This window comes from uncultured Shewanella sp., assembly GCF_947497935.1.
GTDB lineage: Bacteria > Pseudomonadota > Gammaproteobacteria > Enterobacterales > Shewanellaceae > Shewanella.
This window is the reverse complement of the sequence record NZ_CANMIO010000012.1, coordinates 38,282-58,502: the sequence shown is the minus strand read 5'-3', so window position 1 is coordinate 58,502 and position 20,221 is coordinate 38,282. Positions and strand designations below refer to the sequence as shown.

The following is a 20,221-nucleotide window of genomic DNA, read 5'->3' as shown; positions in this document are numbered from 1 at the left end:
GGTTCCTTAACTATTTAGTGCTTCTTGATTAGAAACTGGAGTCAGTTCGACCTCCAATGACAGGTCGTGACGTACAATTACAGTCACTTGCTGCGCCTTTTTAAGTGGATAGTCTGAACTCGCCGCCCAGATCTCTCCATTGAGCAGCACAAAGCCATTGTGTTTAAGAGGACGGCTTGCAGAAGCGCTGCTCTCTACCGCATTCATCTGTTCTGCTGAAGGGGTAAAGTCATCGACCACCAAGGCTGTTTGCCCCACTATCTGACCATCACCACTGACAATAGGCGATTTTCGGTTTCGCCATAATGTGCCGAGTACTAATAATGACATTAAGGTGACAGCGACCGATACGGCGGCGACGAGTGGCAGAGACAGCGCAAAGTGATCGGTTTCGGTATCGAGTAAAAACAGTGAGCCGATGGCAAAGGCGGCAATCCCCCCTAAACCAAAAATACCAAAGCTGGGTGCAAAGGATTCGATAGTAATTAATGCCAGTCCTAGTAGTAAAAGGCCTAAGCCCGCATAGCTAATCGGCAGCATCTGAAATGCATAAAGGGCGACCAGTAAGCTAATGGCGCCGGTGATCCCCGCAATTCCAATACCGGGGCTATAGAATTCCAGCAAAATGCCATAAATTCCGATCAACATTAAAATGTAAGCCACATTGGGGTTGGTGATCGTAGAGATAATTCGGTTGCGCCAATCGGGTTTTAAATATTGCAGCTCGGCATTATCTAAAGCCAATGTTAGTTGTCGATTTTCTATCTCAACTTGCCAGCCTGTGAGCTCGGCGACTAGTCGAGGTGCATCGGGACTGATGAGATTAATGACGTTCATTTCGAGGGCTTCTTTAGCGGTGAGAGTCGCCGCTTCTTTTACTGCGAGCTCAGCCCATTGCTCATTGCGGCCCCGAAGCTGTGCCAGCGCTCGTATATAGGCGATGGCATCATTGAGAATTTTCTTCTCCATGGCGCTGGGCGTGGCCGGAGCGGGCTCTTTATCGTCTTTGGGATCTTGTTTTGGCGCAGGAGTTGGGGCACTGCCTGGGCCAATGCTGACAGGCGTCGCCGCGCCTAAAGTCGTGGCATCAGCCATGGCTGCAATATGACATGCGTAAAGAATATAGGTGCCCGCACTGGCCGCTCTTGCACCGGGCGGCGCGACCAAACAGGCGATGGGAACTTCGGAGTTTAAAATGCTTTGATTGATATCTCTTAGGCTGGAGACAAGTCCACCAGGTGTGTCCATCACAATAACAATGAGCTCTATCTCGCCATTTCCGAGTGCCGCGCTTGCGTTTGCCTGATCGATACCATGGGTTAAGTATTCGCTGGTGGCTGGTCCGATAGCCCCCTCAAACTCCAAGACCATTACTTGTGGCCGAGCCTCGATAGCGGGTTCTTGAGTGTTGCTGGCATAACTAGCGGCACAACAAAATGACAGTTGCAGTAAAGCTGTAACCAGTAGTAATGAGATATATGCGGGCAGTTTGTTTGATAGCAAAATAAGTCACCATTATTCAGCCTTATGGTTAAGTTTAGTGCAGCTTTTGTGGTATTGATGCTGAGATTGATGTTTAGATTGAAGTGTTGCGTTCTGTTGGCCGCATTTAAGTCACTAGGCAGTGCAAGTCATGATTGGTTTTAGGCTTAAGGCTTAGGGTTCTAGTCGATGAGTCATTTAAAGTTGAGGGCAAAGTTAGTTTATAGCGCAGTAGATCAGCAGCTCACGTTATTCGCATAGTGGAAGAAATTGACCAGAAGTGGCTGAGAGCCATATATAGTTCATAGTCGTTTTGAGAACGAAGTGGATGCTTCTCAAATTTGGTAGGGAAGGATCATGAAAATTCATCTTGATATTGGCTATGGTTCACATTTCTCTTTGTGTTTTTTATTTATGTAATATTACAAGTTGTCAATTTGGTTACGAGCTTGCTTTGCTTGTGTGGCGTGGCGGTGTGTTTTGCATCTTTGGTTGTAAAGTTTTAATTTTAATGGGTTTTGTTTTTGGTGTCATGTTTACTCGCTGTTGCAATTAGATAGGGTGGAGAAAACTCACTTACGTGATAAAACTACATAAATACTTATTTACGCTATAATTTTGAATCTGCGTCACGAAAACAGCTTGAGAATCAACGTTTTTTGTAGGTAACTTACAACTTTGGCAGGAAAGTGTGAAGTCTAACTCGGAATATTAGTTAACAAACATTTACTATTGGGCATCCAAAATTATAACGGTTGATTTTAGTGATGGCAGGTTACTCAAACCAAGTGATAACGATAAAAAAGGGCTTAGATGTGCCCATAGCCGGTGAACCTTCTCAAGTGATCCATGATGGACCTAAAACGTCCCATGTAGCTCTGCTCGGAGAGGAATATGTTGGCTTAAAACCAACTATGCTGGTAGAGGTGGGAGAGTGTGTTCAAAAGGGCCAAGCGCTTTTTGAAGATAAGAAAACGCCTGGCGTCATTTATACCGCGCCCGCAAGCGGTAAAGTTATTGCCATTAACCGAGGTGAACGCAGACTTTTCCAATCAATCGTTATTGAATGTGATGGCGCCGAGGCGAAGCATTTCACTCCATGCCAAGATATCGCTTCATTAAGTCGTCAAGCCGTGCAAGATAAACTCGTAGAGAGTGGTTTATGGACCGCGCTACGTACTCGTCCTTTTTCTAAAGTCCCTCATTTAGACAGTAGTCCAGTCGGCATTTTCGTTAGCGCAATGGACACCAACCCATTGGCCGCAGAACCTAGACTGGTTATTGCTGAGCAGACAGAAGCATTTGCAGCAGGTTTACAGGTATTGAGCCAGCTTACCGATGGCAAAGTACATCTCTGTCAAGAGCAAGGTGAGCCACTACCTGGTCATGACTTACCTAAAGTTAGCAATCACTACTTTGCCGGTGTGCATCCTGCGGGTCTCGTTGGAACTCATATCCATTTTGTTTTACCGGCTAGCCTTGAGCGTCCTGTGTGGCACCTTGGTTATCAAGACGTAATCGCTTACGGCAAGTTATTCCTTACGGGCGAGATTTATACCGATCGCGTAGTCGCACTGGCTGGCCCAGATGTAATTAATCCGCGTCTTGTGCGTATTCAAGCGGGCTCAAAGCTATCTGAAGTGATCGCTGGTGAGCTAAAAGAAGGCTTTTCTCGCGTCGTTTCGGGCTCGGTATTGTCTGGTCATACGGCGACTGGATCGCTTGACTTTCTTGGTCGTTTCCATAATCAAATCAGTGTACTACAAGAAGATGCTAAGCATCAGCTATTGCCTTGGGTACGTGGCGGCTCAAAGAAGTTCTCCATTACTCGCGCGGTAACGTCTCGTCTAAAAGGCGCTAAACAGTTATTTGATTTCACCACTCACACAGGCGGCTCGGCTCGCGCCATGATGGCTTATGGTCAGCTCGATCGTGTGATGCCACTGGATGTCTTACCGACACTCTTAGTCAGGGACTTAGTGGTACGTGACACAGATGAAGCGCAGGCGCTAGGCGCGTTAGAGCTTGATGAAGAAGATTTAGCATTGTGTACATTCGTGTGCCCAGGCAAGTACGACTTCGGTAAAGAACTACGTGCTTGTTTAGAGATTATTGAGAGGGAAGGGTAATGAGTCAGCAAGATAAAAAGCCTGATATCCAAGAGGATTATTATGCGCCGGGTAACTCGGTAAAGGGTTATTTAAGCTCACTGCTTATCGCCCATGGTCGCAGTACCCAAGGTAAGGTGCACATTCGTGATGCGATTGATGTAAAACGTACTATGACAATTGTTGGCTTATGTTTACTGCCTGCCATTTTGTTTGGTATGTACAACATTGGTCTACAAGCGCAGATTGCAGTGGCTTCTGGCCTTGCAACGGCTGATGTTTGGCAGTTAGCCATTTTTAACTTTGTCTTTGGCGGCCTTAGCGAGCAAACGGGTATTGCTGGCTTATTTGCTTATGGTCTGAGCTTTTACGCGCCAATATATCTAACTGCACTGGCAGTCAGCCTGTTTTGGGAAGTGGTGTTTGCTAAGGTGCGTGGTCAGGAGCTTCATGAAGGCTTCTTTGTTACCGCGTTATTGTTCACCTTGATTCTGCCAGTATCGACTCCGCTTTGGTTAGTTGCCATGGGTATCACCTTTGGCGTGATCATGGCGAAAGAAGTCTTTGGTGGCATGGGCTACAACTTCTTAAACCCAGCGCTTGCAGGCCTTGCGTTTATCTATTTTGCCTACCCATCACAAGTGACAGCGGTAAGTCAGCTAGTCGCGGTTGACGGTTTCTCTGGCGCAACCACCTTAATGCAAACCGCTGCGGGCAAAGTGAGCTTTGCTGATTACGCTTGGTTTAACGCCTTTAGCGACCCTAATTGGTGGAACGCTTTCTTCGGCTTTACCGTGGGTGCGATTGGTGAAACCAGTACTTTAGCCTTATTGATTGGTGGCGGTTTCTTAATTCTGACTCGTTTAGCAGACTGGCGCATTGTTGCTGGCGTGCTATTTGGCATGATCTTAACCGCCACCATGTTCAACTTTATCGGTTCAAGCAAAAACGATATGTTCGCAATGCCTTGGACATGGCATTTGGTCACCGGTGGTTTTGCTTTGGGTATGATGTTTATGGCAACCGATCCGGTAACCACCTCATATACCCGCAAAGGTAAAGTCGCTTACGGTCTACTGATTGGCTTTATGACCGTGCTTATTCGTGTGGTTAACCCGAAAATGCCAGAAGGCATCATGCTTGCCATCTTGTTCGCTAACCTATGGGCACCGATTTTCGATTACCTAGTCGCCAAGGCAAACATCAAGCGGAGGCTTAAACGTCATGGATAATAGAGCTAATTCTATGCATAGAGGCAGCGCTTCATTTTCAGCATTGCCATTGATGTTAATTGCCAATATTTGGGAAGCGATATTTGAATACGTCATCTATCGAACGCCAAAGTGTGCGAGCCGTCAGGTCAATACGGAGAAGAAAGCGTAATGGCACTTAAGAAAGATTCTTTTATGGGCACCATGATTTTTACCGTGACCCTATGTTTACTGTGCTCATTTATGATCACAGGTACCGCAGAAGTCCTTAAAGAGCGCAAGTTAGTGAAGAAGCGCGATGAGTTGATGCGTAATGTGTTAATCGCGGCTGATGTCGATCTAAGTGGCGATAAAGACTTCAGAGCCTTGTTTGCTAAAGACGTTAAGCCACTGTTGGTGTCACTCGATACTGGTGATGTTGATACTAGCGGTGCCAATGTGATGGACTTTGACCCACGTATGGCGTCTATCAATCCTGAAACATCGGTGAAGCTTGAGAAGAAGCAAGACAAAGCCAAGATCAAAACCCGCGCGAATCAAGTGCGTGTGTTTAAAGTCTTTGATGACAATGGCAAGCTAACCAGTCTTGTGTTGCCGATTTATGGCAAAGGTTTGTGGTCAATGGTTTATGGCTTTGTGGCACTAAAACCAGATTTGAATACCATTGAAAACGTCGTGTTTTATGAACATGGTGAAACGCCAGGTATTGGTGACTTCCTTAATGATACTGAGTGGACAAACCAATGGCATAACAAGCAGATCTTTGACGAGAAGGGTAAAGTCTCTTTCAAAGTCGTTAAAGGTGGCGCAAAAGAGGGCGATGTTCACGGTATTGATGCTGTGAGCGGTGCAACCATGACAGGGCGCGGCGTACAAAGGTCGATTCAATTCTGGTTTGGTAGCGAAGGTTTCGAAGCTTTCTTTAAAAAATTAAAAGCGTCGGAGGTATAAAGGATGAGTACTCAATCTATTTCGACTCGTGAAATGTTAATTGGGCCAATTTTCAGCAATAACCCAGTTGCCATGCAAGTTTTGGGTGTCTGCTCAGCGTTAGCGGTCAGTAATTCGATGCAGACAGCATTGGTCATGACGTTAGCTGTGACTTTTGTATTGGTGTTCTCAAACCTAATTATTTCAAGCATACGTTCACTCATTCCAAATAGTGTACGTATTATCGCCCAGATGACAGTGATTGCGTCATTGGTGATTGTGGTGGATATGGTGTTGCAAGACGTGGCGTATGAACTGTCGCGTCAGCTATCGGTCTTCGTTGGTTTGATCATCACTAACTGTATCATCATGGGCCGTGCAGAAGCCTTTGCCATGAAGAACCCGCCGCACTTAGCGGTTGTGGATGCAGTTGGTAATGCCATGGGGTATGGCGTGATCTTACTTGGTGTGGCATTTGTACGTGAGTTATTGGGTAGCGGCACACTGTTTGGCCATGAGATCTTAAAGACTGTGGAAAATGGCGGTTGGTACTTAGCGAACGAAATGTTCAAGTTACCACCGAGTGCGTTCTTCTTAATTGGCCTGATGATCTGGTCAATTAACGTCATTCAACGCAAGCGAGGTTAAGAGGCTTTATGGAACACTATATTAATCTGTTTATACAAGCTGCGTTTATCGACAACATGGCGCTGTCATTCTTTATGGGCATGTGTACCTTCTTAGCGGTTTCGAAAAAGGTGTCGACCTCTTTTGGCCTAGGTATCGCCGTGATTGTGGTAATGACATTAGCGGTGCCACTTAACCAGTTGATCTATGCCAATGTGTTAGCTCCGGGCGCGCTAGCTTGGGCTGGGTATCCTGCGCTGGATCTAAGTTATCTGCAGCTCATCACTTTTATCGGTGTTATCGCAGCGTTAGTACAGATCTTGGAGATGTTCTTAGATAAGTACATCCCGGCTCTTTATGACTCGTTAGGAATTTTTCTACCGCTGCTAACCGTGAACTGCGCGATTTTTGCTGGTGTTATCTTTATGGCAAACCGCGATTACACCTTAGCCGAGTCAACGGTGTTTGCCATGGGCTCTGGGTTTGGTTGGGCAATGGCGATTGTGATGCTAGCGGGCCTGCGTGAGCGCATGAAGTTCCATGCAATTCCTCAAGGTTTGCAAGGTATAGGTATTGTGTTTATTACCACAGGCTTGATGGCATTAGGCTTTATGGCTTTCTCCGGAATTTCTATTTAAGGGCGATTTCGCATTAACCCCTTAATGAAAACGAATTAAACAAAAGGTAGATTCGATGGAAATGGCAATTGGTATCGGTATGTTCACCTTCGTGGTCAGCATATTGGTTATGGTGATTTTATTCGCCAAGAGCAAACTGGTTTCTACGGGTGACGTTAATATTCGTATTAACGACGATCCAGATAAGAGTATTTCGACCCAAGCGGGTGATAAGTTATTAGGCGCGTTAGCGGGCAAGAATATCTTTATCCCATCGGCTTGTGGTGGCGGTGGTACATGTGGTCAATGTCGCGTAAAAGTGAAATCTGGCGGCGGCGAGATCTTAGCCACAGAGCGTGACCATATCAACAAGAAAGAAGCCAAAGAAGGTTGTCGCTTAGCTTGCCAGGTATCGGTTAAAACCGATATGGAACTGGAAGTAGAAGAAGAGATCTTCGGTGTGAAAAAGTGGCAATGTGAGGTTATTTCTAACAATAACCAAGCGACCTTCATTAAAGAATTGCTGCTTAAATTGCCTGAAGGCGAGGACGTACTGTTTAAGGCTGGTGGTTACATTCAGATTGAAGCGCCGGCTCACGAAGTGAAGTATGCGGATTTTGATATTCCTGCCGAGTATCGTGACGATTGGGAAAAGTACGACCTATTCAAGCTGGTTTCAAAAGTTGATGAAGACGTATTGCGTGCATACTCGATGGCGAACTATCCAGATGAGAAAGGTCGCATCATGCTTAACGTGCGTATTGCTACGCCGCCAAGCGACAATATCGCTCCTGGTAAGATGTCATCGTACATCTTTAACCTAAAAGCGGGCGATAAAGTCACTATTTCAGGCCCATTCGGTGAGTTCTTCGTTAAAGAGACTGACGCTGAAATGGTGTTTATTGGCGGTGGTGCAGGTATGGCACCGATGCGCTCACATATCTTTAATCAGCTTAAAGGTGTTAAAACCAAGCGTAAGATGAGCTTCTGGTATGGCGCACGTTCAACCCGTGAAGTCTTCTATCAAGATGATTTTGATACGCTAGCGGCTGAAAATGATAACTTCGTCTGGCATGTGGCATTGTCTGATCCATTACCAGAAGATAACTGGGACGGATACACTGGCTTTATCCATAATGTGCTTTATGAGAATTATCTTAAAAATCACAAGGCGCCAGAAGATTGTGAGTTCTACATGTGTGGACCTCCAATCATGAACTCGTCAGTTATCGCTATGCTAGAAAGCCTAGGTGTTGAGCCAGAAAACATCCTCCTTGATGACTTTGGTGACTAGTACTACTAGATGGTTTGAGGCATAAAGTCCGAATTGAACCATAAAAACGCAGCGATAAAGCTGCGTTTTTTTATATCTGAAGACCTGCTATTAAGACCACATTATGAGCATGGTACCCACTTTTTTTGCCATTTTTAATATTGTAATACGGTCAAGAAGATGCAGTTGTTTGTGTGTAGTTCAATTTCGACTGAGTCAAAAGTGCTAGTGACTGTTGGGTTTGTGACGTTTTTATGACGTCTCATGCTGTTTTAGTGTTTCATTTTTCTGCCATTTAGATTATTGTTTGCTGCGCTAGGAGGGCTGCAGTGTTTAGCGTTGTTAATCACTGAACTATATCAAGGACGCATATAGCATTTTATGCTTATCACGAATTATATCTGCGCATTTTCTCTCTTAGCATCACACTACAATATAAGGGAATAAATTGATGAGAAAATCGACTACTGCTTTAGCTATCTTATTAGGACTTTCAAGTGCAAGTGCCGTTGCAGTCCAAGATAACAACTATCAACACGAAGCTAATTTAAGCTATCAGACTAACTCTGAAGAAGTGAGTGATGGTCTTTGGAATGCAAATTACCGTTATTACTTCAAAAGTGTAGAGCAAGGTAAAACACCTTATGCGCTTAATGGCTTTTTAGCTCAAGAATCAAATATTGGCGCAAACTACCTAAACTTCGATCCGGCAGATAGTGACAGCTATGGTATTGATGGCACTTTTGTGTTCGATTCAAATTGGTTTGTCGGTGCAAATTATCAAAAGTTTGATATTGCTAGCTATGACTTCAATACTTATGGCGCTGAAGTAGGTTATTACTTCAACGACAGTTCTGCAGTATCAGCGTTTTACCAAGACGGTGATGATAATTTTACTGAAACTTATGGATTGAGAGCACGTAGCTATTTGTCACTGCAATCTACAGCAGGTATTGACTTCAATGCTAGCTGGGCGCACAACGAGTTTGATGATGTGCTAACTCTAGGTGCTGACTGGTATATTAACAATGCTTGGTCTGTCGGCGCTGGTTACATCAATAGTGATAACGATGATGCGTTTGATGTGCGTACTGCTTATTGGTTGCGGCTCTCTGACAATATTTCGGCAAACTTCCATGTATCTAAGGTGCTTGATTCTGACTACGATGGTGTTGGTCTAGGTTTAGGCTTGACAGGCCGATTCTAAGTCGTCGCTTTAAGATTGAACATAAAAAACGCAGCCTTGTGGCTGCGTTTTTTATGCAAATTTTTTAACCCAGACTTTTGAATCTTGAGCCGCCTTTGAACGATTTTTAAGCGAAAAAAACTCATCATGCTGTGTTGATCTTTTATCCATGTTTTAATTGCTTATTATATGTCCCGCATATGTAAAACGTATGTTTGTTCTGGAATTACAGGAAGTAAGCAATGGAAGCACAAAACCCCAATTTTATTTACCCACCAGGTTCTATGTTAATGCACTCACCATTAGTGCTCAGTAAAGCCGATATGTATGGTTTTTTCTTAAAAGGCAAACTTGAAAACTTACAGAGATCTATCGATACCTGTCTTAACCAAGTCGCTGGAACCGCTATGTATTTCAAGGTGCTATCACCTTATGTGCTGACCAGTTTTACCCGGGTTGATAAGGCATATTCTGAAAATCTACAAGACAGAGCCAAAGGATGGATCCAGGAAACGGATATTGTTACCTGGGTAATGGTAGGGCAGCAAAATAGTAGTGATAGTGATGATATTAGCCATGTGTACTTTCATCCGCTGCACATCTTCGTTAATGACGCCATGGCATTAATCAATGGTCGAGAGCTGTTCGGTTACCCTAAATACATGTGCGAGTATGAGATGCCAGAGGCAGGGCAGCCGCTGACGAAATTAAGCCTATCGGCTAAAAGTTTTAAGCATTTTTCTCCTGACACAGAGCTTGCTATGCATCCGCTATTAAGCGTGGATTGTAACGCCAAAGAAGAGCAGCAATTATCGACGATTGAGGCGATGACTCAGACATGGCAACTGTTTAAAGAGCAAACTGATTTTATTCCAGAGCTCGACAAACTTGGTGAAGAGCAGCTTTATAGCTTGCTATTTAAACCCGCAATCGATCAGGTTTTTTTAAAGCAGCTTCCAGACAGCGCAGGCGACAAAGCAGTGTATCAAGCCATTACGGCGGCACCAGCCAAAATCAATAAAGTACACTCAGTGTCTTTGCTTGAAAATGATCTGTTGGCAACCATTTTTGATAATGACTCTTTCCCTTTCAAAGAGTCACTAGGGGTTGAATTAGGCGAGCAAAATGTATTACTCCCTTACCATGTGAACTTTGATTTTGAGGTGCCTCAAGGCGAGGTGCTGGTCGATAACACGATAGTAAAGAGAGAGAAAATTGCCATACTGGGCGGCGGCGTCGCTGCCATCACTTCTGCAATGTGCTTGACTGAGCAGCCAGGTTGGCAAAACCGCTACCAAATCGACATATATCAAATGGGCTGGCGCATAGGAGGCAAAGGTGCCAGTGGTCGAAATGCTGAAAAGTCGCAGCGAATTGAGGAACATGGACTGCATATTTGGTTCGGGTTCTATCAAAATGCCTTTAGCTTGATGCGCCAAGCCTATGAGGAACTCGACCGGCCAAAAGGTGCGCCTTTAGCCACATTCCTCGATGCGTTTAAACCGCATAATTTTATTGTGCTGCAAGAAGATGTCGGCGGTGACTCCGATAGTTGGCCAATCCAATTTCCTGAGCGCAGCGGTTTGCCGGGAGACAGCACTCAAGTTTTGACGCTTTGGAAAGTGGTGAAAGCTGCATTTAGCTGGATCCGTCATTGGCTAACCGAAATGGATGACCTGCTTGATACGCTTGATAGTGCCGCCAAAGAGTCGGCTCGTCCTGTGCATTGGTTTAGTAAAGAGTGGTTTGCTGATCTTAACGATAAAATTGAAGATTCAATTGATGATGCTAAAGAAAGCATCAGCTCACTGGCAGATAAGTTAGAGTGCCACTTTAATCAGATGATTGGCCGAGATTGTTTAGAGCATCATCATGATACAGAAGATGAAGGTGGCTTTGTTGAATCTGCAGTAGATGCCTTTAGAGCGCGTCTAGAGGAGCGCTTTGTCGATAGATTGGAATCCAACGACGAGCTAAGACGACTTTATATTGCTGCCGATCTTGGTTTAACCATACTCAAAGGCATGTTTGCTGATGATGTCTTTAAACACGGGTTTGATGTGATCAATGACTATGATTACCGCGAATGGTTAACTAAGCATGGCGCAAACCAAACCTTCACTGTCGATTCAGCGCCGGTTCGTGGTTTTTATGACTTAGTTTTTGCTTACGAGAAAGGCAACTTTGATAAGCCTAATCTAGAGGCGGGCACCATTATCCGCTCTATGTTGCGCATCGCTTTTTGTTATCAAGGCGGGGTAATGTGGGAAATGCAGGCAGGTATGGGCGATACGGTATTTACGCCTTACTATGAGGTGCTGAAACGCCGTGGGGTTAATTTCCACTTCTTTAATAAAGTCGACAATCTGGTTTGTAATAACTCAAGCATTGAAGCGATTGAAATAACAGAGCAAGTCGCCTTACAGCCTGAGTGCCAGGATTATAATCCCTTTGTCGATGTAAAAGGTTTAGCTTGCTGGCCGAGTGAGCCTAATTATGAGCAGATTGACACTGAGCAAGCCGAATTGCTGCAAGCCAATAACATTAATCTGGAGCATTTTTGGTGTAATTGGGACGATGTTTACCAGCAGAAATTCAATAAGCCACTGCCAAAGAAGCGCCTAGTTAAAGGGCAGGATTTCGACAAGGTAATTTTTGGCTTGTCGATAGGCTCTGTGCCCCATGTTGCCAGTGAAGTGATGGCACAAAGTCAGGCGCTATCGCAAAGTGTCGATAAGGTTAAAACCGTAGCGACTCAGGCGTATCAATTATGGATGGATCAAGATTTAGCTGGCATAGGCTGGCCTCTTCGCCCAGACAATGGTGAGGAGCCAGTATTGTCAGGCTTTACTGAGCCTTTCGACACATGGGCGTCTTTGACTCATTTGATCGATAAAGAGGACTGGCAGGGCGCTCAGCCCAAAAACGCCAGTTACTTCTGCTCGGCCTTACCCGTCGATAATTATCCGCCAGCAACCGAGTTTGGGTTCCAAGGGCAACAAACCTTAGCAGCTAAACAGGGAGCGATTTCTCAGCTAGAGAATGAGATCCATAAATTGTGGGATAATGTGCCTGCACCTGAGGGCGAAGCAAGCTCGGATTTTCCATGGCACTGGCTACATGATGACAGTGAGGCACAAGGCAAGGCTAGGTTTGATAGCCAATATTGGCGCGCTAATGTCGATCCGTCTGAGCGTTATGTGATGTCGGTGAAGGGCAGTACTCAATACAGGGTCGACACTGACGGCACAGGTATAGATAACTTGTTTGTGACTGGTGATTGGATCAAGACAGGGATTAACGCAGGATGCGTTGAAGCTGCGACCATGGCGGGCATGCAAACATCTAAAGCGATTTGTGGTTACCCAGAGATCATAAAAGGTGAAAAAGACTTTTAATAACAGTTATCGACCATGCACATGCTTAAGCATGTGCGGTAATTATAAACGTAGTGATAGCAGGCCTATCTGGTATCACTACATCAATTTGGAGTGAGTGATGGGAATGGCAGAATTATCGATAATCGGCTTAGTGCTGGCGGTTGTCGTACTTGGGTATTTTTCAATTTATCCCAAGCTTGCTGGCAATGATTTCAACAAAATTTCATTGTGTGATATCGCCAGCTCGAGTTTTGTGATGATACTGGTCGGGCTTAAGTATTGGGGCTCTGGATATGAGTTCAGTTTACTTTTGTTTACTGCCAATTGGTTCTGGTTTACCTTTATCGTGTACGCGGTAATAGAAGTGCCAATTGCGGTTTGGTATTTCAAGAAGCACGCAGTGGTCATCGACATTAAAAAGTAACCTCCATTCGCTATCGGCAAACTATAAACAGGGGCTGTTAAGCTAGATTTAGACTGAAGTTTTGAGCAGGCAGTTTAAGCTGGAACCTTTAACCAGAAACTGCAGGTTTGCTGATAGTGTAATGGCGCTTTCACGATAAAAGCGCTTTCTGTTAAAACATATTGAGCAACAAGGTTTAACACGCTTTTAAAAGCTGTGACAAACGATTTTTGATAGCGATTCACTCGTGGCGTGCTGATGATGCTTGAATATTGTAAAAGTTGCACCTAAAGCAAACTAAAGTGACAAACCGTGATCGCTAATCCAAACTCGAAATATACTCGCTATAGTGTTAATTGGCTGGCAGTTTTTATTGTTTTTGCTGATTATAATCCGCCTCAGTTTTTGACTCGCTGAGAATATCAATTAAATGTCTAAACCCTCGTTAATTCTATCGGCACTAGCCTTATCACTTAGTCTTTGTAGTAGCCAAGTTTTTGCTTCTATCGACGGCATGAAACCTAAGCCTGTTGAAGGGGCTCCTTTAGGTTATATCATTCATAACCCCTATGAGAATGCGCCACTTACGGCCTTGGTAACTCTTGCTGGCCATACCATTTCAGGCGTTGAAGTGACCGTCCATGCTAATGATGCAGATGGCGTGAGTCTGAGTTATCAAGTTGATGACATGCGAGTGATGGATGAGGGCGGGGTGCCCATCTTTGGTCTTTACCCAGCCTTTATGAACACCTTTACCGTTAAATGGACCGAAAACGGTGAGCAAAAGTCTCACGATTATCAAATGCTCACACCTGATATCGACATGGGTTTTTCTGAAAGCCAGTGGGCGAAAGCACCACTTGTTGAGGTTGAGCATGTCGATGCTGACTTTAAAGACAGACTGTACTTTGTTAACTGGACCAATGCCGACGGTAAGGCCTCTCCGCTAATGCACAACAATTCGGATGCACCGGGCGCCTTTTCTTGGGACGGTAAGCCAGGATTTTTCATTATTGATACCGCGGGTGATATCCGCTGGTACATGAACCCATACACTACTCATGACGCCAAAACTTACGATAACGCAGGTTACGCCATGGGCATGAACGTCACTAAAGACGGCAACATGGTATGGGTACAGGGCCAAGGCTGGAAGAAGATGTCTATCATGGGGCGGATGATCTCTGAGCACAATCTGCCGGGGAATTTTATCGATGCCTCTCATGAAGGCATCGAAGGCGCCAACGGTAACGTGTTTATCCGTGCCGCAGCCAAAGATTACCGCACCAAAGATGGCCGCTTAGTGAATACTGTGCGTGATCAGATTATAGAAGTAGATAACACAGGTAAGCTGGTGGATTACTGGGACTTGAATACCATCTTAGATCCTATGCGTGACGCTGCGCTGTTGTCACTCGATGCCGGTGCGGTTTGTCTAAATATCAACCTTGACGATGCGGGTCATCAAACCACAGAGGAAGACTTAGCCAAGGCGCCTTATGGTGATATTCATGGCGTTGCAACTGGCCGTAACTGGGCCCATGTTAACTCGATTGAATATGATCCAACCGACGACAGCATTATTATTAGCTCACGCCATCAATCAGCGGTGATTAAAATTGGCCGTGACAAGCAAGTTAAGTGGATTTTAAGTGCCAGCAAGGGCTGGAGTGACAAGTTCCAAGATAAATTACTAAAGCCTATCACCTCTGACGGTGAGCCGATTTGGTGTAATGAGAAAGGCGCTTGTCAGGACAAAGATTTTGACTTTAGCTGGACATCACACACCGCCTATCTCGTACCAGAAAAAGGCACCTTAACCGTGTTTGATAACGGTGATGGCCGTGATTTAGGTCAGCCTATGTTTGCTAATGAAAAGTACTCTCGCTCGGTAGAGTATAAGATTGATGAGCAAAACATGACGGTTCAGCAAGTGTGGGAATACGGTAAAGATGAGCTGGGTTATGAAGGCTACTCGCCAGTGACATCTATTGTTAAATACCAAGCTGATAAAGACAGCATGATGAGCTATTTTGCCTCTGCTGGCCTGTTTGGTTTAGGTGGCGGCTACGGCAACTTAAAGATGGATGACACCACAGGTAAGGTGCAATCTATCTTAGTTGAGCACAGATATGGCGAAACTAAGCCTGCTGTTCGCATCAATATCGACAGCCACGATATGTTTGCGACGGGTTACCGCGCTCAGGTTATTCGGGCTAATGAGATGCTGAAATAAGAGTGAGATGTTGAAATAAGAGTGAGATGCTAAAGTGATTCAGTGCTGAAGTAATCGGTTAAAGAATCGAGCTCACAAATAAAAATAGCGCCATCAGGCGCTATTTTTGTATCTGTAACTTTTTAAGTAGAGCGTGTTCGACGACTGATTAACGAGCGGTGGCCGCTTTCATATTGCGAGTAAATTCAGCAAGGGCGTTTAACAGCGCTGCTTCATCGTCTTTATTCGCCTCAATGATTTTTACTACCGCAGAACCTGAAATAGCACCTGCAGCACCTGCATCGATAGCGGCTTTCACCTGACTCGGCTCGGCAATACCAAAGCCGAGTAGTGGCGGCGCGCCATTGAACTCTTTCAGACGATTTAGAATATCGCTAATTGGCATGCCTGCTTTAGATTCAGTACCGGTCACACCTGCGCGCGATAATAGGTAAGTATAACCTTCACCTTTGTCGCTCACTTGCTTAAGGGTCTCACTGTCGGCGTTAGGCGGTGCAATAAAGATAGGGGCGACGCCGTGAGCTTTTGCCGATTCGATAAACGGTGCGGCTTCTTCAACAGGTACGTCGGCAATCAATACCGAGTCTACACCTGCTGCTTGGCATTTGGCGTAGAAGGTATCGACGCCATTAGCGAATACGAGGTTGGCGTACAGGAGTAGACCAATCGGTAAGTCTGGGTATTTTGCTCGAATGCTGGCTAGCATTTCAAAGCACTGGCTTGGTGTGGTGCCTGCGGCTAAGGCGCGTAGATTAGCGCCTTGAATAACAGGACCATCGGCTAATGGATCTGAAAATGGAAAGCCTAGCTCTAAGGCATCGGCGCCGTTTTCGACTAAGGTGTCGACGATTTTTAGTGATAGCTCAGGCGATGGGTCGCCTAAGGTCACGAATGGCACAAATGCGCCTTGCTGTTTTTCATTAAGGGCGGCAAAGGCTGCCTGGTAACGTTGACTCATTGCCACTCTCCTAGTTGTTCTGATTGTTAGTTTGTTGCTGTTCAGCTTCTTGTTTTTCAAGGATGTCCGCGACGGTGAAGATATCTTTGTCGCCGCGGCCTGATAGGTTAACCACTAATAGGGTTTCTTTGGTGGCCTCTTTGGCAAGCTTTACCGCATAAGCAAGCGCATGGGCAGACTCAAGCGCCGGGATAATACCCTCAGAGCGTGCCAGTAACTGAAACGCTTCAAGTGCTTCATCGTCGGTCGCAGATTCATAAGTCGCGCGGCCAGTGGCGGCAAGGTGCGCGTGCTGCGGCCCAACCGATGGAAAATCAAGACCGGCAGATACCGAGTAAGACTCTTCGATCTGGCCTTCACTGTCTTGCATCAGTGGCGCTTTCATACCGAAGAAAATACCGGTTTTTCCGTGTTTTAGCGGCGCGCCGTGCATTGGGGTATCAATACCTTTACCCGCAGGCTCAACCCCAATCAGTGCCACTTCTTCTTCATCAATAAAGTCGGCAAACATACCAATCGCATTAGAACCACCGCCAACACAGGCGATAACCGCATCCGGTAAGCGGCCTTCACGCTCAAGAATTTGGCTCTTAGTTTCTTCGCCAATCATACGTTGGAATTCACGCACAATCGTTGGAAACGGGTGTGGGCCAGCTGCCGTGCCAAGTAGGTAGTGCGCTTTATCGTAGCTACCAGACCAGTCGCGCATCGCTTCGTTACAGGCATCTTTTAATGTGGCTGACCCTGACGTTACCGGAATAACTTCTGCACCCATTAGCTTCATTCTAAATACGTTTGGTGATTGACGCTCAACATCTTTGGCGCCCATATAAACTTTGCACTTAAGGCCTAGTAATGCGCAGGCAAGGGCGGTTGCCACGCCGTGTTGCCCCGCGCCAGTTTCGGCGATGATCTCTTTTTTACCCATGCGTTTAGCCAGTAATGCCTGACCCAATACTTGGTTAGTCTTGTGAGCGCCGCCGTGTAGCAAGTCTTCACGTTTTAGATAGATCTTAGTCAGCGGATTAGGGCTTAAGTTGCGCGTTAAGGTTAATGCGGTTGGACGACCCGCATAGTTCTTTAATAGCTCGGTAAACTCTTTTTGAAAGCTTTCATCTGCTTGGGCTTCGATAAAAGCCGTTTCTAGTTGCTTAAGCGCTGGCATTAAAATTTGCGGTACGTACATACCACCGTATTCCCCAAAGTATGGGTTTAGCTTGCTCATAATCTTGTCCTATTTCTTTTCAATTTGTGGCCACAGGCAATTTGCCTATGGCGATAATTTTGTTTGGTTCACTTCACTTTAGTTCAGCCCAGTTTAGTACTGACGCAAAAGGTTAAACGCTGCTGTAATTTTGCTTGGATCTTTAATGCCAGGGCTTTGCTCAAGTCCGGAGTTAAAATCTAAGCCATAAAAACCTTGGCTAGCGGCCTGTGCTGCATTACCTGGGCTGAGTCCGCCAGCCAGTAGTGCGAGCTCTTTACTGGGAAGTGCCTTTTGCCAATCAAAGCTTTGGCCTGTGCCGCCAAATTGACCATCAGACTTACTATCAAAAACCACCCGGTCGATACCCACTGGAATGACTAATTCATTGTCATTTTCTACATCTACCGCAACTGCCTTCCAAATCTGAGTGTGGCTATTGTTTGTGGCCAAGATTGTTTTCAATGCATCAATTTCGAGCGCGGTTTCTTTGCCGTGCAGTTGCACAGCAAACAGGTTTAACTCGACCGCGAGTTTGGCAATCACATCGGCCGCTTCATTGACAAACACACCAACTAAGTTGAGTTTAGTGCCGCTCTGCGTTAACTGCTCAACCAGCTCTTTAGCTTGGTCGGCTGTTACCGCACGTGGTGATTTTTGCGCAAAGATGAGGCCGCCATAAATTGCGCCTGCTTTTGCGGCTGCCAGCATGTCTTCGATGCGGGTTAGGCCGCAGACTTTGTTGTGGCCAAAGGTTAATGTGCGGCAGGCAAGGTCTAGATCGTCTTCTGCCATTAACGAGCTGCCGACTAAGAAACCATCGACTAAGGGGGCTAAACGGCGAACCTGAGCTTGGTTATAAATACCTGACTCGCTAATCACCACTCTGTCTGCTGGAATATGCGGCGCAAGTTCCTCTGTGGTCGCAAGTTCGGTAGACAGGTCGCGCAGATTACGGTTATTAATCCCGATAATCTTGGCATTAAGCGCAATAGCGCGAGTTAGCTCGGCTTCATTGCTGACCTCAGTCAAGATATCGAGTTGATATTTAGCCGCTTCGGTGGCTAAGGCTTGATAGCGATTGTCATCGAGTACTGAAAGCATTAACAATATCGCATCGGCGCCTTGATGAGCGGCCAGCTTGACTTGGTATTCATCAACGAAAAAGTCTTTACATAAAATGGGCTGAGTGACGCGAGCGCGTACTCTTGGGATATAGTCCATATCACCTTGAAAGAACTGCTCGTCGGTTAATACCGAAATACCCGCCGCGTAGTGATTGTAGACATCGGCAATTGCGTCGACATCAAACACATCTCGGATTAGGCCTTTCGATGGGCTGGCTTTTTTACACTCTAGGATAAAACCTGCATTTGGCGCTTTAAGGGCATCAAATAGACTTCTATCAGACACTTTTGGCGATAAGTCATTTTCAGCAAAACGCTGCTTGAGTGAGGCAATATGCGCCGCCTTAGTATCGACAATCTTCGTCAGTACATTGCTTTCTTTTACTGCGGGTGCTTCTCTTAAATCCGTGCTCACATTAGGCTCCTTTACCGGCTTGGCTAGCGTTAGCAAGCTGGGTCAATAATTGGTAGGCTTTACCGCTGTTTATTGTCTCTAACGCCAAAGCTGTGCCTGACTTGATGTCATCGCAAACACCGGCCACATAAAGGGCACAGCCGGCATTGATAGCAACCGCATTCATATGGGCACCTTTGCCTGTACCTTGCAATATGGCGCGGGTGTACTCGGCATTTTCTTCAGGTGCGCCGCCTTCTAAATCAGTCAGTTCCGCTTGAGCCACACCAAGATCTGCTGGTGTAATGCGGTACTCGGTTATTGCGCCATCTTTTAGCTCATGCACTAAGGTGTCACCATGCAGCGCCACTTCATCGAGGCCACTACCGTGAACTACCATGGCGCGCTTAATGCCAAGGGCTTTTACAACCTGAGCGATAGGTGCAACCAGCTCAGGGCTATACACCCCAAGTAGCATAAAGTCTGGGCGTGATGGATTAATCAACGGCCCTAATACATTAAATAGAGTGCGAGTTTTAAGTGCTTGGCGTACAGGCACTGCGTGGGCTACGCCGCCGTGATAGTGCGGTGCAAACAAGAAGCACAATCCTAGCTCATCTAAGCAGTCACGCGCCGTTTCTGGTGCCATGGTTAAATCGATACCAAATTGCGCCAGTAAATCTGATGAACCTGATTTGCTCGATACGCTGCGGTTACCGTGTTTAGCGACTTTGGCACCCGCGGCCGCAGCAACAAAGGCTGCAGTGGTTGAGATATTAATGGTGTTGTGACCATCGCCGCCAGTACCAACAATATCGACAATACCTTGATTTACGGTCGATTCACTCGGCGTTGGAAAGGCTTTTGCGGCCGCGCGCAGGGCATCGGCTGCACCGGATATTTCATCAATGGTTTCGCCGCGCATTTTCATGGCGACTAGCATGCCCGCCATGGTGACTTCATTCATTTCGCCTTGAATAATCTGGCTAAATAGTGATTTAGCTTCAGCTCGAGTTAAACTTTCACCCTGATAAAGTGTTTCGATAAGGGCTGCTGTAGGTTTGATTTCTGGTTGAGTCATCATC

The 20,221-nt window shown here is 45.8% G+C and carries 16 protein-coding genes; 11 read left to right on the top strand and 5 right to left on the bottom strand.

The window, feature by feature from the left end:
• Positions 1–6 precede the first annotated feature (6 nt).
• Positions 7–1,503 (bottom strand): nodulation protein NfeD, encoded by a 1,497-nt coding sequence (locus Q1A86_RS14255; RefSeq protein WP_299807697.1) that lies wholly within the window; start codon positions 1,501–1,503, stop codon positions 7–9.
• Positions 1,504–2,249: 746 nt separating this feature from the next.
• Between Q1A86_RS14255 and Q1A86_RS14250 the strand changes: the two genes are divergently transcribed.
• The 11 genes from Q1A86_RS14250 (at position 2,250) to Q1A86_RS14200 (ending at position 15,453) form a co-directional block, all read left to right on the top strand.
• Positions 2,250–3,611, top strand: a complete 1,362-nt coding sequence (locus Q1A86_RS14250; RefSeq protein ID WP_299807695.1) for a Na(+)-translocating NADH-quinone reductase subunit A — start codon at positions 2,250–2,252, stop codon at positions 3,609–3,611.
• Positions 3,611–4,822 carry an NADH:ubiquinone reductase (Na(+)-transporting) subunit B gene (locus Q1A86_RS14245; protein ID WP_299807693.1) on the top strand — a complete coding sequence of 404 codons (1,212 nt, stop codon included), beginning with the start codon at positions 3,611–3,613 and terminating at the stop codon, positions 4,820–4,822. The genes Q1A86_RS14250 and Q1A86_RS14245 overlap by 1 nt, the downstream gene beginning before the upstream one ends.
• Positions 4,815–4,973, top strand: coding sequence for a hypothetical protein (locus Q1A86_RS14240; protein WP_299807691.1), 159 nt, complete (start codon positions 4,815–4,817; stop codon positions 4,971–4,973). The genes Q1A86_RS14245 and Q1A86_RS14240 overlap by 8 nt, the downstream gene beginning before the upstream one ends.
• Positions 4,973–5,752 (top strand): Na(+)-translocating NADH-quinone reductase subunit C, encoded by a 780-nt coding sequence (locus tag Q1A86_RS14235; RefSeq protein WP_299807689.1) that lies wholly within the window; start codon positions 4,973–4,975, stop codon positions 5,750–5,752. Before Q1A86_RS14240 ends, Q1A86_RS14235 begins: the two co-directional genes overlap by 1 nt.
• Positions 5,753–5,755: 3 nt before the next feature.
• Positions 5,756–6,379, top strand: a complete 624-nt coding sequence (locus Q1A86_RS14230; protein WP_299807687.1) for an NADH:ubiquinone reductase (Na(+)-transporting) subunit D — start codon at positions 5,756–5,758, stop codon at positions 6,377–6,379.
• 8 nt (positions 6,380–6,387) lie between these two features.
• Positions 6,388–6,996 carry an NADH:ubiquinone reductase (Na(+)-transporting) subunit E gene (nqrE, locus tag Q1A86_RS14225; RefSeq protein ID WP_299807685.1) on the top strand — a complete coding sequence of 203 codons (609 nt, stop codon included), beginning with the start codon at positions 6,388–6,390 and terminating at the stop codon, positions 6,994–6,996.
• 55 nt (positions 6,997–7,051) lie between these two features.
• Positions 7,052–8,269: an NADH:ubiquinone reductase (Na(+)-transporting) subunit F gene (nqrF, locus tag Q1A86_RS14220; protein ID WP_299807683.1), complete on the top strand. Its 1,218-nt coding sequence runs from the start codon at positions 7,052–7,054 to the stop codon at positions 8,267–8,269.
• 430 nt (positions 8,270–8,699) lie between these two features.
• Complete coding sequence (locus tag Q1A86_RS14215; RefSeq protein WP_299807681.1) at positions 8,700–9,455, top strand: putative porin; 756 nt, start codon at positions 8,700–8,702, stop codon at positions 9,453–9,455.
• A 221-nt stretch (positions 9,456–9,676) separates the two neighbouring features.
• Complete coding sequence (locus Q1A86_RS14210) at positions 9,677–12,832, top strand: NAD(P)-binding protein (RefSeq protein WP_299807679.1); 3,156 nt, start codon at positions 9,677–9,679, stop codon at positions 12,830–12,832.
• 100 nt (positions 12,833–12,932) lie between these two features.
• Entirely contained in the window at positions 12,933–13,238 is a 306-nt protein-coding gene (locus tag Q1A86_RS14205; protein ID WP_299807677.1) for a hypothetical protein, read from the top strand.
• Positions 13,239–13,647: 409 nt separating this feature from the next.
• Complete coding sequence (locus Q1A86_RS14200; RefSeq protein ID WP_299807675.1) at positions 13,648–15,453, top strand: aryl-sulfate sulfotransferase; 1,806 nt, start codon at positions 13,648–13,650, stop codon at positions 15,451–15,453.
• Between the two features lie 148 nt (positions 15,454–15,601).
• Here the strand turns inward: Q1A86_RS14200 and trpA are convergent, their stop codons facing one another.
• The 4 genes from trpA to trpD all read right to left on the bottom strand — a co-directional run bounded on the left by trpA (position 15,602) and on the right by trpD (position 20,220).
• Complete coding sequence (gene trpA / locus Q1A86_RS14195) at positions 15,602–16,411, bottom strand: tryptophan synthase subunit alpha (protein WP_299807673.1); 810 nt, start codon at positions 16,409–16,411, stop codon at positions 15,602–15,604.
• A gap of 10 nt (positions 16,412–16,421) precedes the next feature.
• Positions 16,422–17,636, bottom strand: coding sequence for a tryptophan synthase subunit beta (gene trpB / locus Q1A86_RS14190; RefSeq protein WP_299807670.1), 1,215 nt, complete (start codon positions 17,634–17,636; stop codon positions 16,422–16,424).
• Positions 17,637–17,729: 93 nt separating this feature from the next.
• Positions 17,730–19,157: a bifunctional indole-3-glycerol-phosphate synthase TrpC/phosphoribosylanthranilate isomerase TrpF gene (trpCF, locus tag Q1A86_RS14185; RefSeq protein WP_299807668.1), complete on the bottom strand. Its 1,428-nt coding sequence runs from the start codon at positions 19,155–19,157 to the stop codon at positions 17,730–17,732.
• Between the two features lies 1 nt (position 19,158).
• Positions 19,159–20,220, bottom strand: coding sequence for an anthranilate phosphoribosyltransferase (gene trpD, locus Q1A86_RS14180; protein ID WP_299807667.1), 1,062 nt, complete (start codon positions 20,218–20,220; stop codon positions 19,159–19,161).
• Between the last annotated feature and the right edge of the window lies 1 nt (position 20,221).

Bases quoted from the DNA above. Each gene is read 5' to 3' on its own strand.
- Q1A86_RS14205 (WP_299807677.1), top strand. From the start codon at position 12,933: ATGGGAATGGCAGAATTATCGATAATCGGCTTAGTGCTGGCGGTTGTC.
- nqrF (WP_299807683.1), top strand. From the start codon at position 7,052: ATGGAAATGGCAATTGGTATCGGTATGTTCACCTTCGTGGTCAGCATA.
- trpB (WP_299807670.1), bottom strand. From the start codon at position 17,636: ATGAGCAAGCTAAACCCATACTTTGGGGAATACGGTGGTATGTACGTA.
- Q1A86_RS14210 (WP_299807679.1), top strand. From the start codon at position 9,677: ATGGAAGCACAAAACCCCAATTTTATTTACCCACCAGGTTCTATGTTA.
- Q1A86_RS14200 (WP_299807675.1), top strand. From the start codon at position 13,648: ATGTCTAAACCCTCGTTAATTCTATCGGCACTAGCCTTATCACTTAGT.
- Q1A86_RS14230 (WP_299807687.1), top strand. From the start codon at position 5,756: ATGAGTACTCAATCTATTTCGACTCGTGAAATGTTAATTGGGCCAATT.
- Q1A86_RS14240 (WP_299807691.1), top strand. From the start codon at position 4,815: ATGGATAATAGAGCTAATTCTATGCATAGAGGCAGCGCTTCATTTTCA.
- Q1A86_RS14245 (WP_299807693.1), top strand. From the start codon at position 3,611: ATGAGTCAGCAAGATAAAAAGCCTGATATCCAAGAGGATTATTATGCG.
- Q1A86_RS14235 (WP_299807689.1), top strand. From the start codon at position 4,973: ATGGCACTTAAGAAAGATTCTTTTATGGGCACCATGATTTTTACCGTG.
- trpA (WP_299807673.1), bottom strand. From the start codon at position 16,411: ATGAGTCAACGTTACCAGGCAGCCTTTGCCGCCCTTAATGAAAAACAG.
- Q1A86_RS14215 (WP_299807681.1), top strand. From the start codon at position 8,700: ATGAGAAAATCGACTACTGCTTTAGCTATCTTATTAGGACTTTCAAGT.
- Q1A86_RS14250 (WP_299807695.1), top strand. From the start codon at position 2,250: ATGGCAGGTTACTCAAACCAAGTGATAACGATAAAAAAGGGCTTAGAT.
- trpD (WP_299807667.1), bottom strand. From the start codon at position 20,220: ATGATGACTCAACCAGAAATCAAACCTACAGCAGCCCTTATCGAAACA.
- nqrE (WP_299807685.1), top strand. From the start codon at position 6,388: ATGGAACACTATATTAATCTGTTTATACAAGCTGCGTTTATCGACAAC.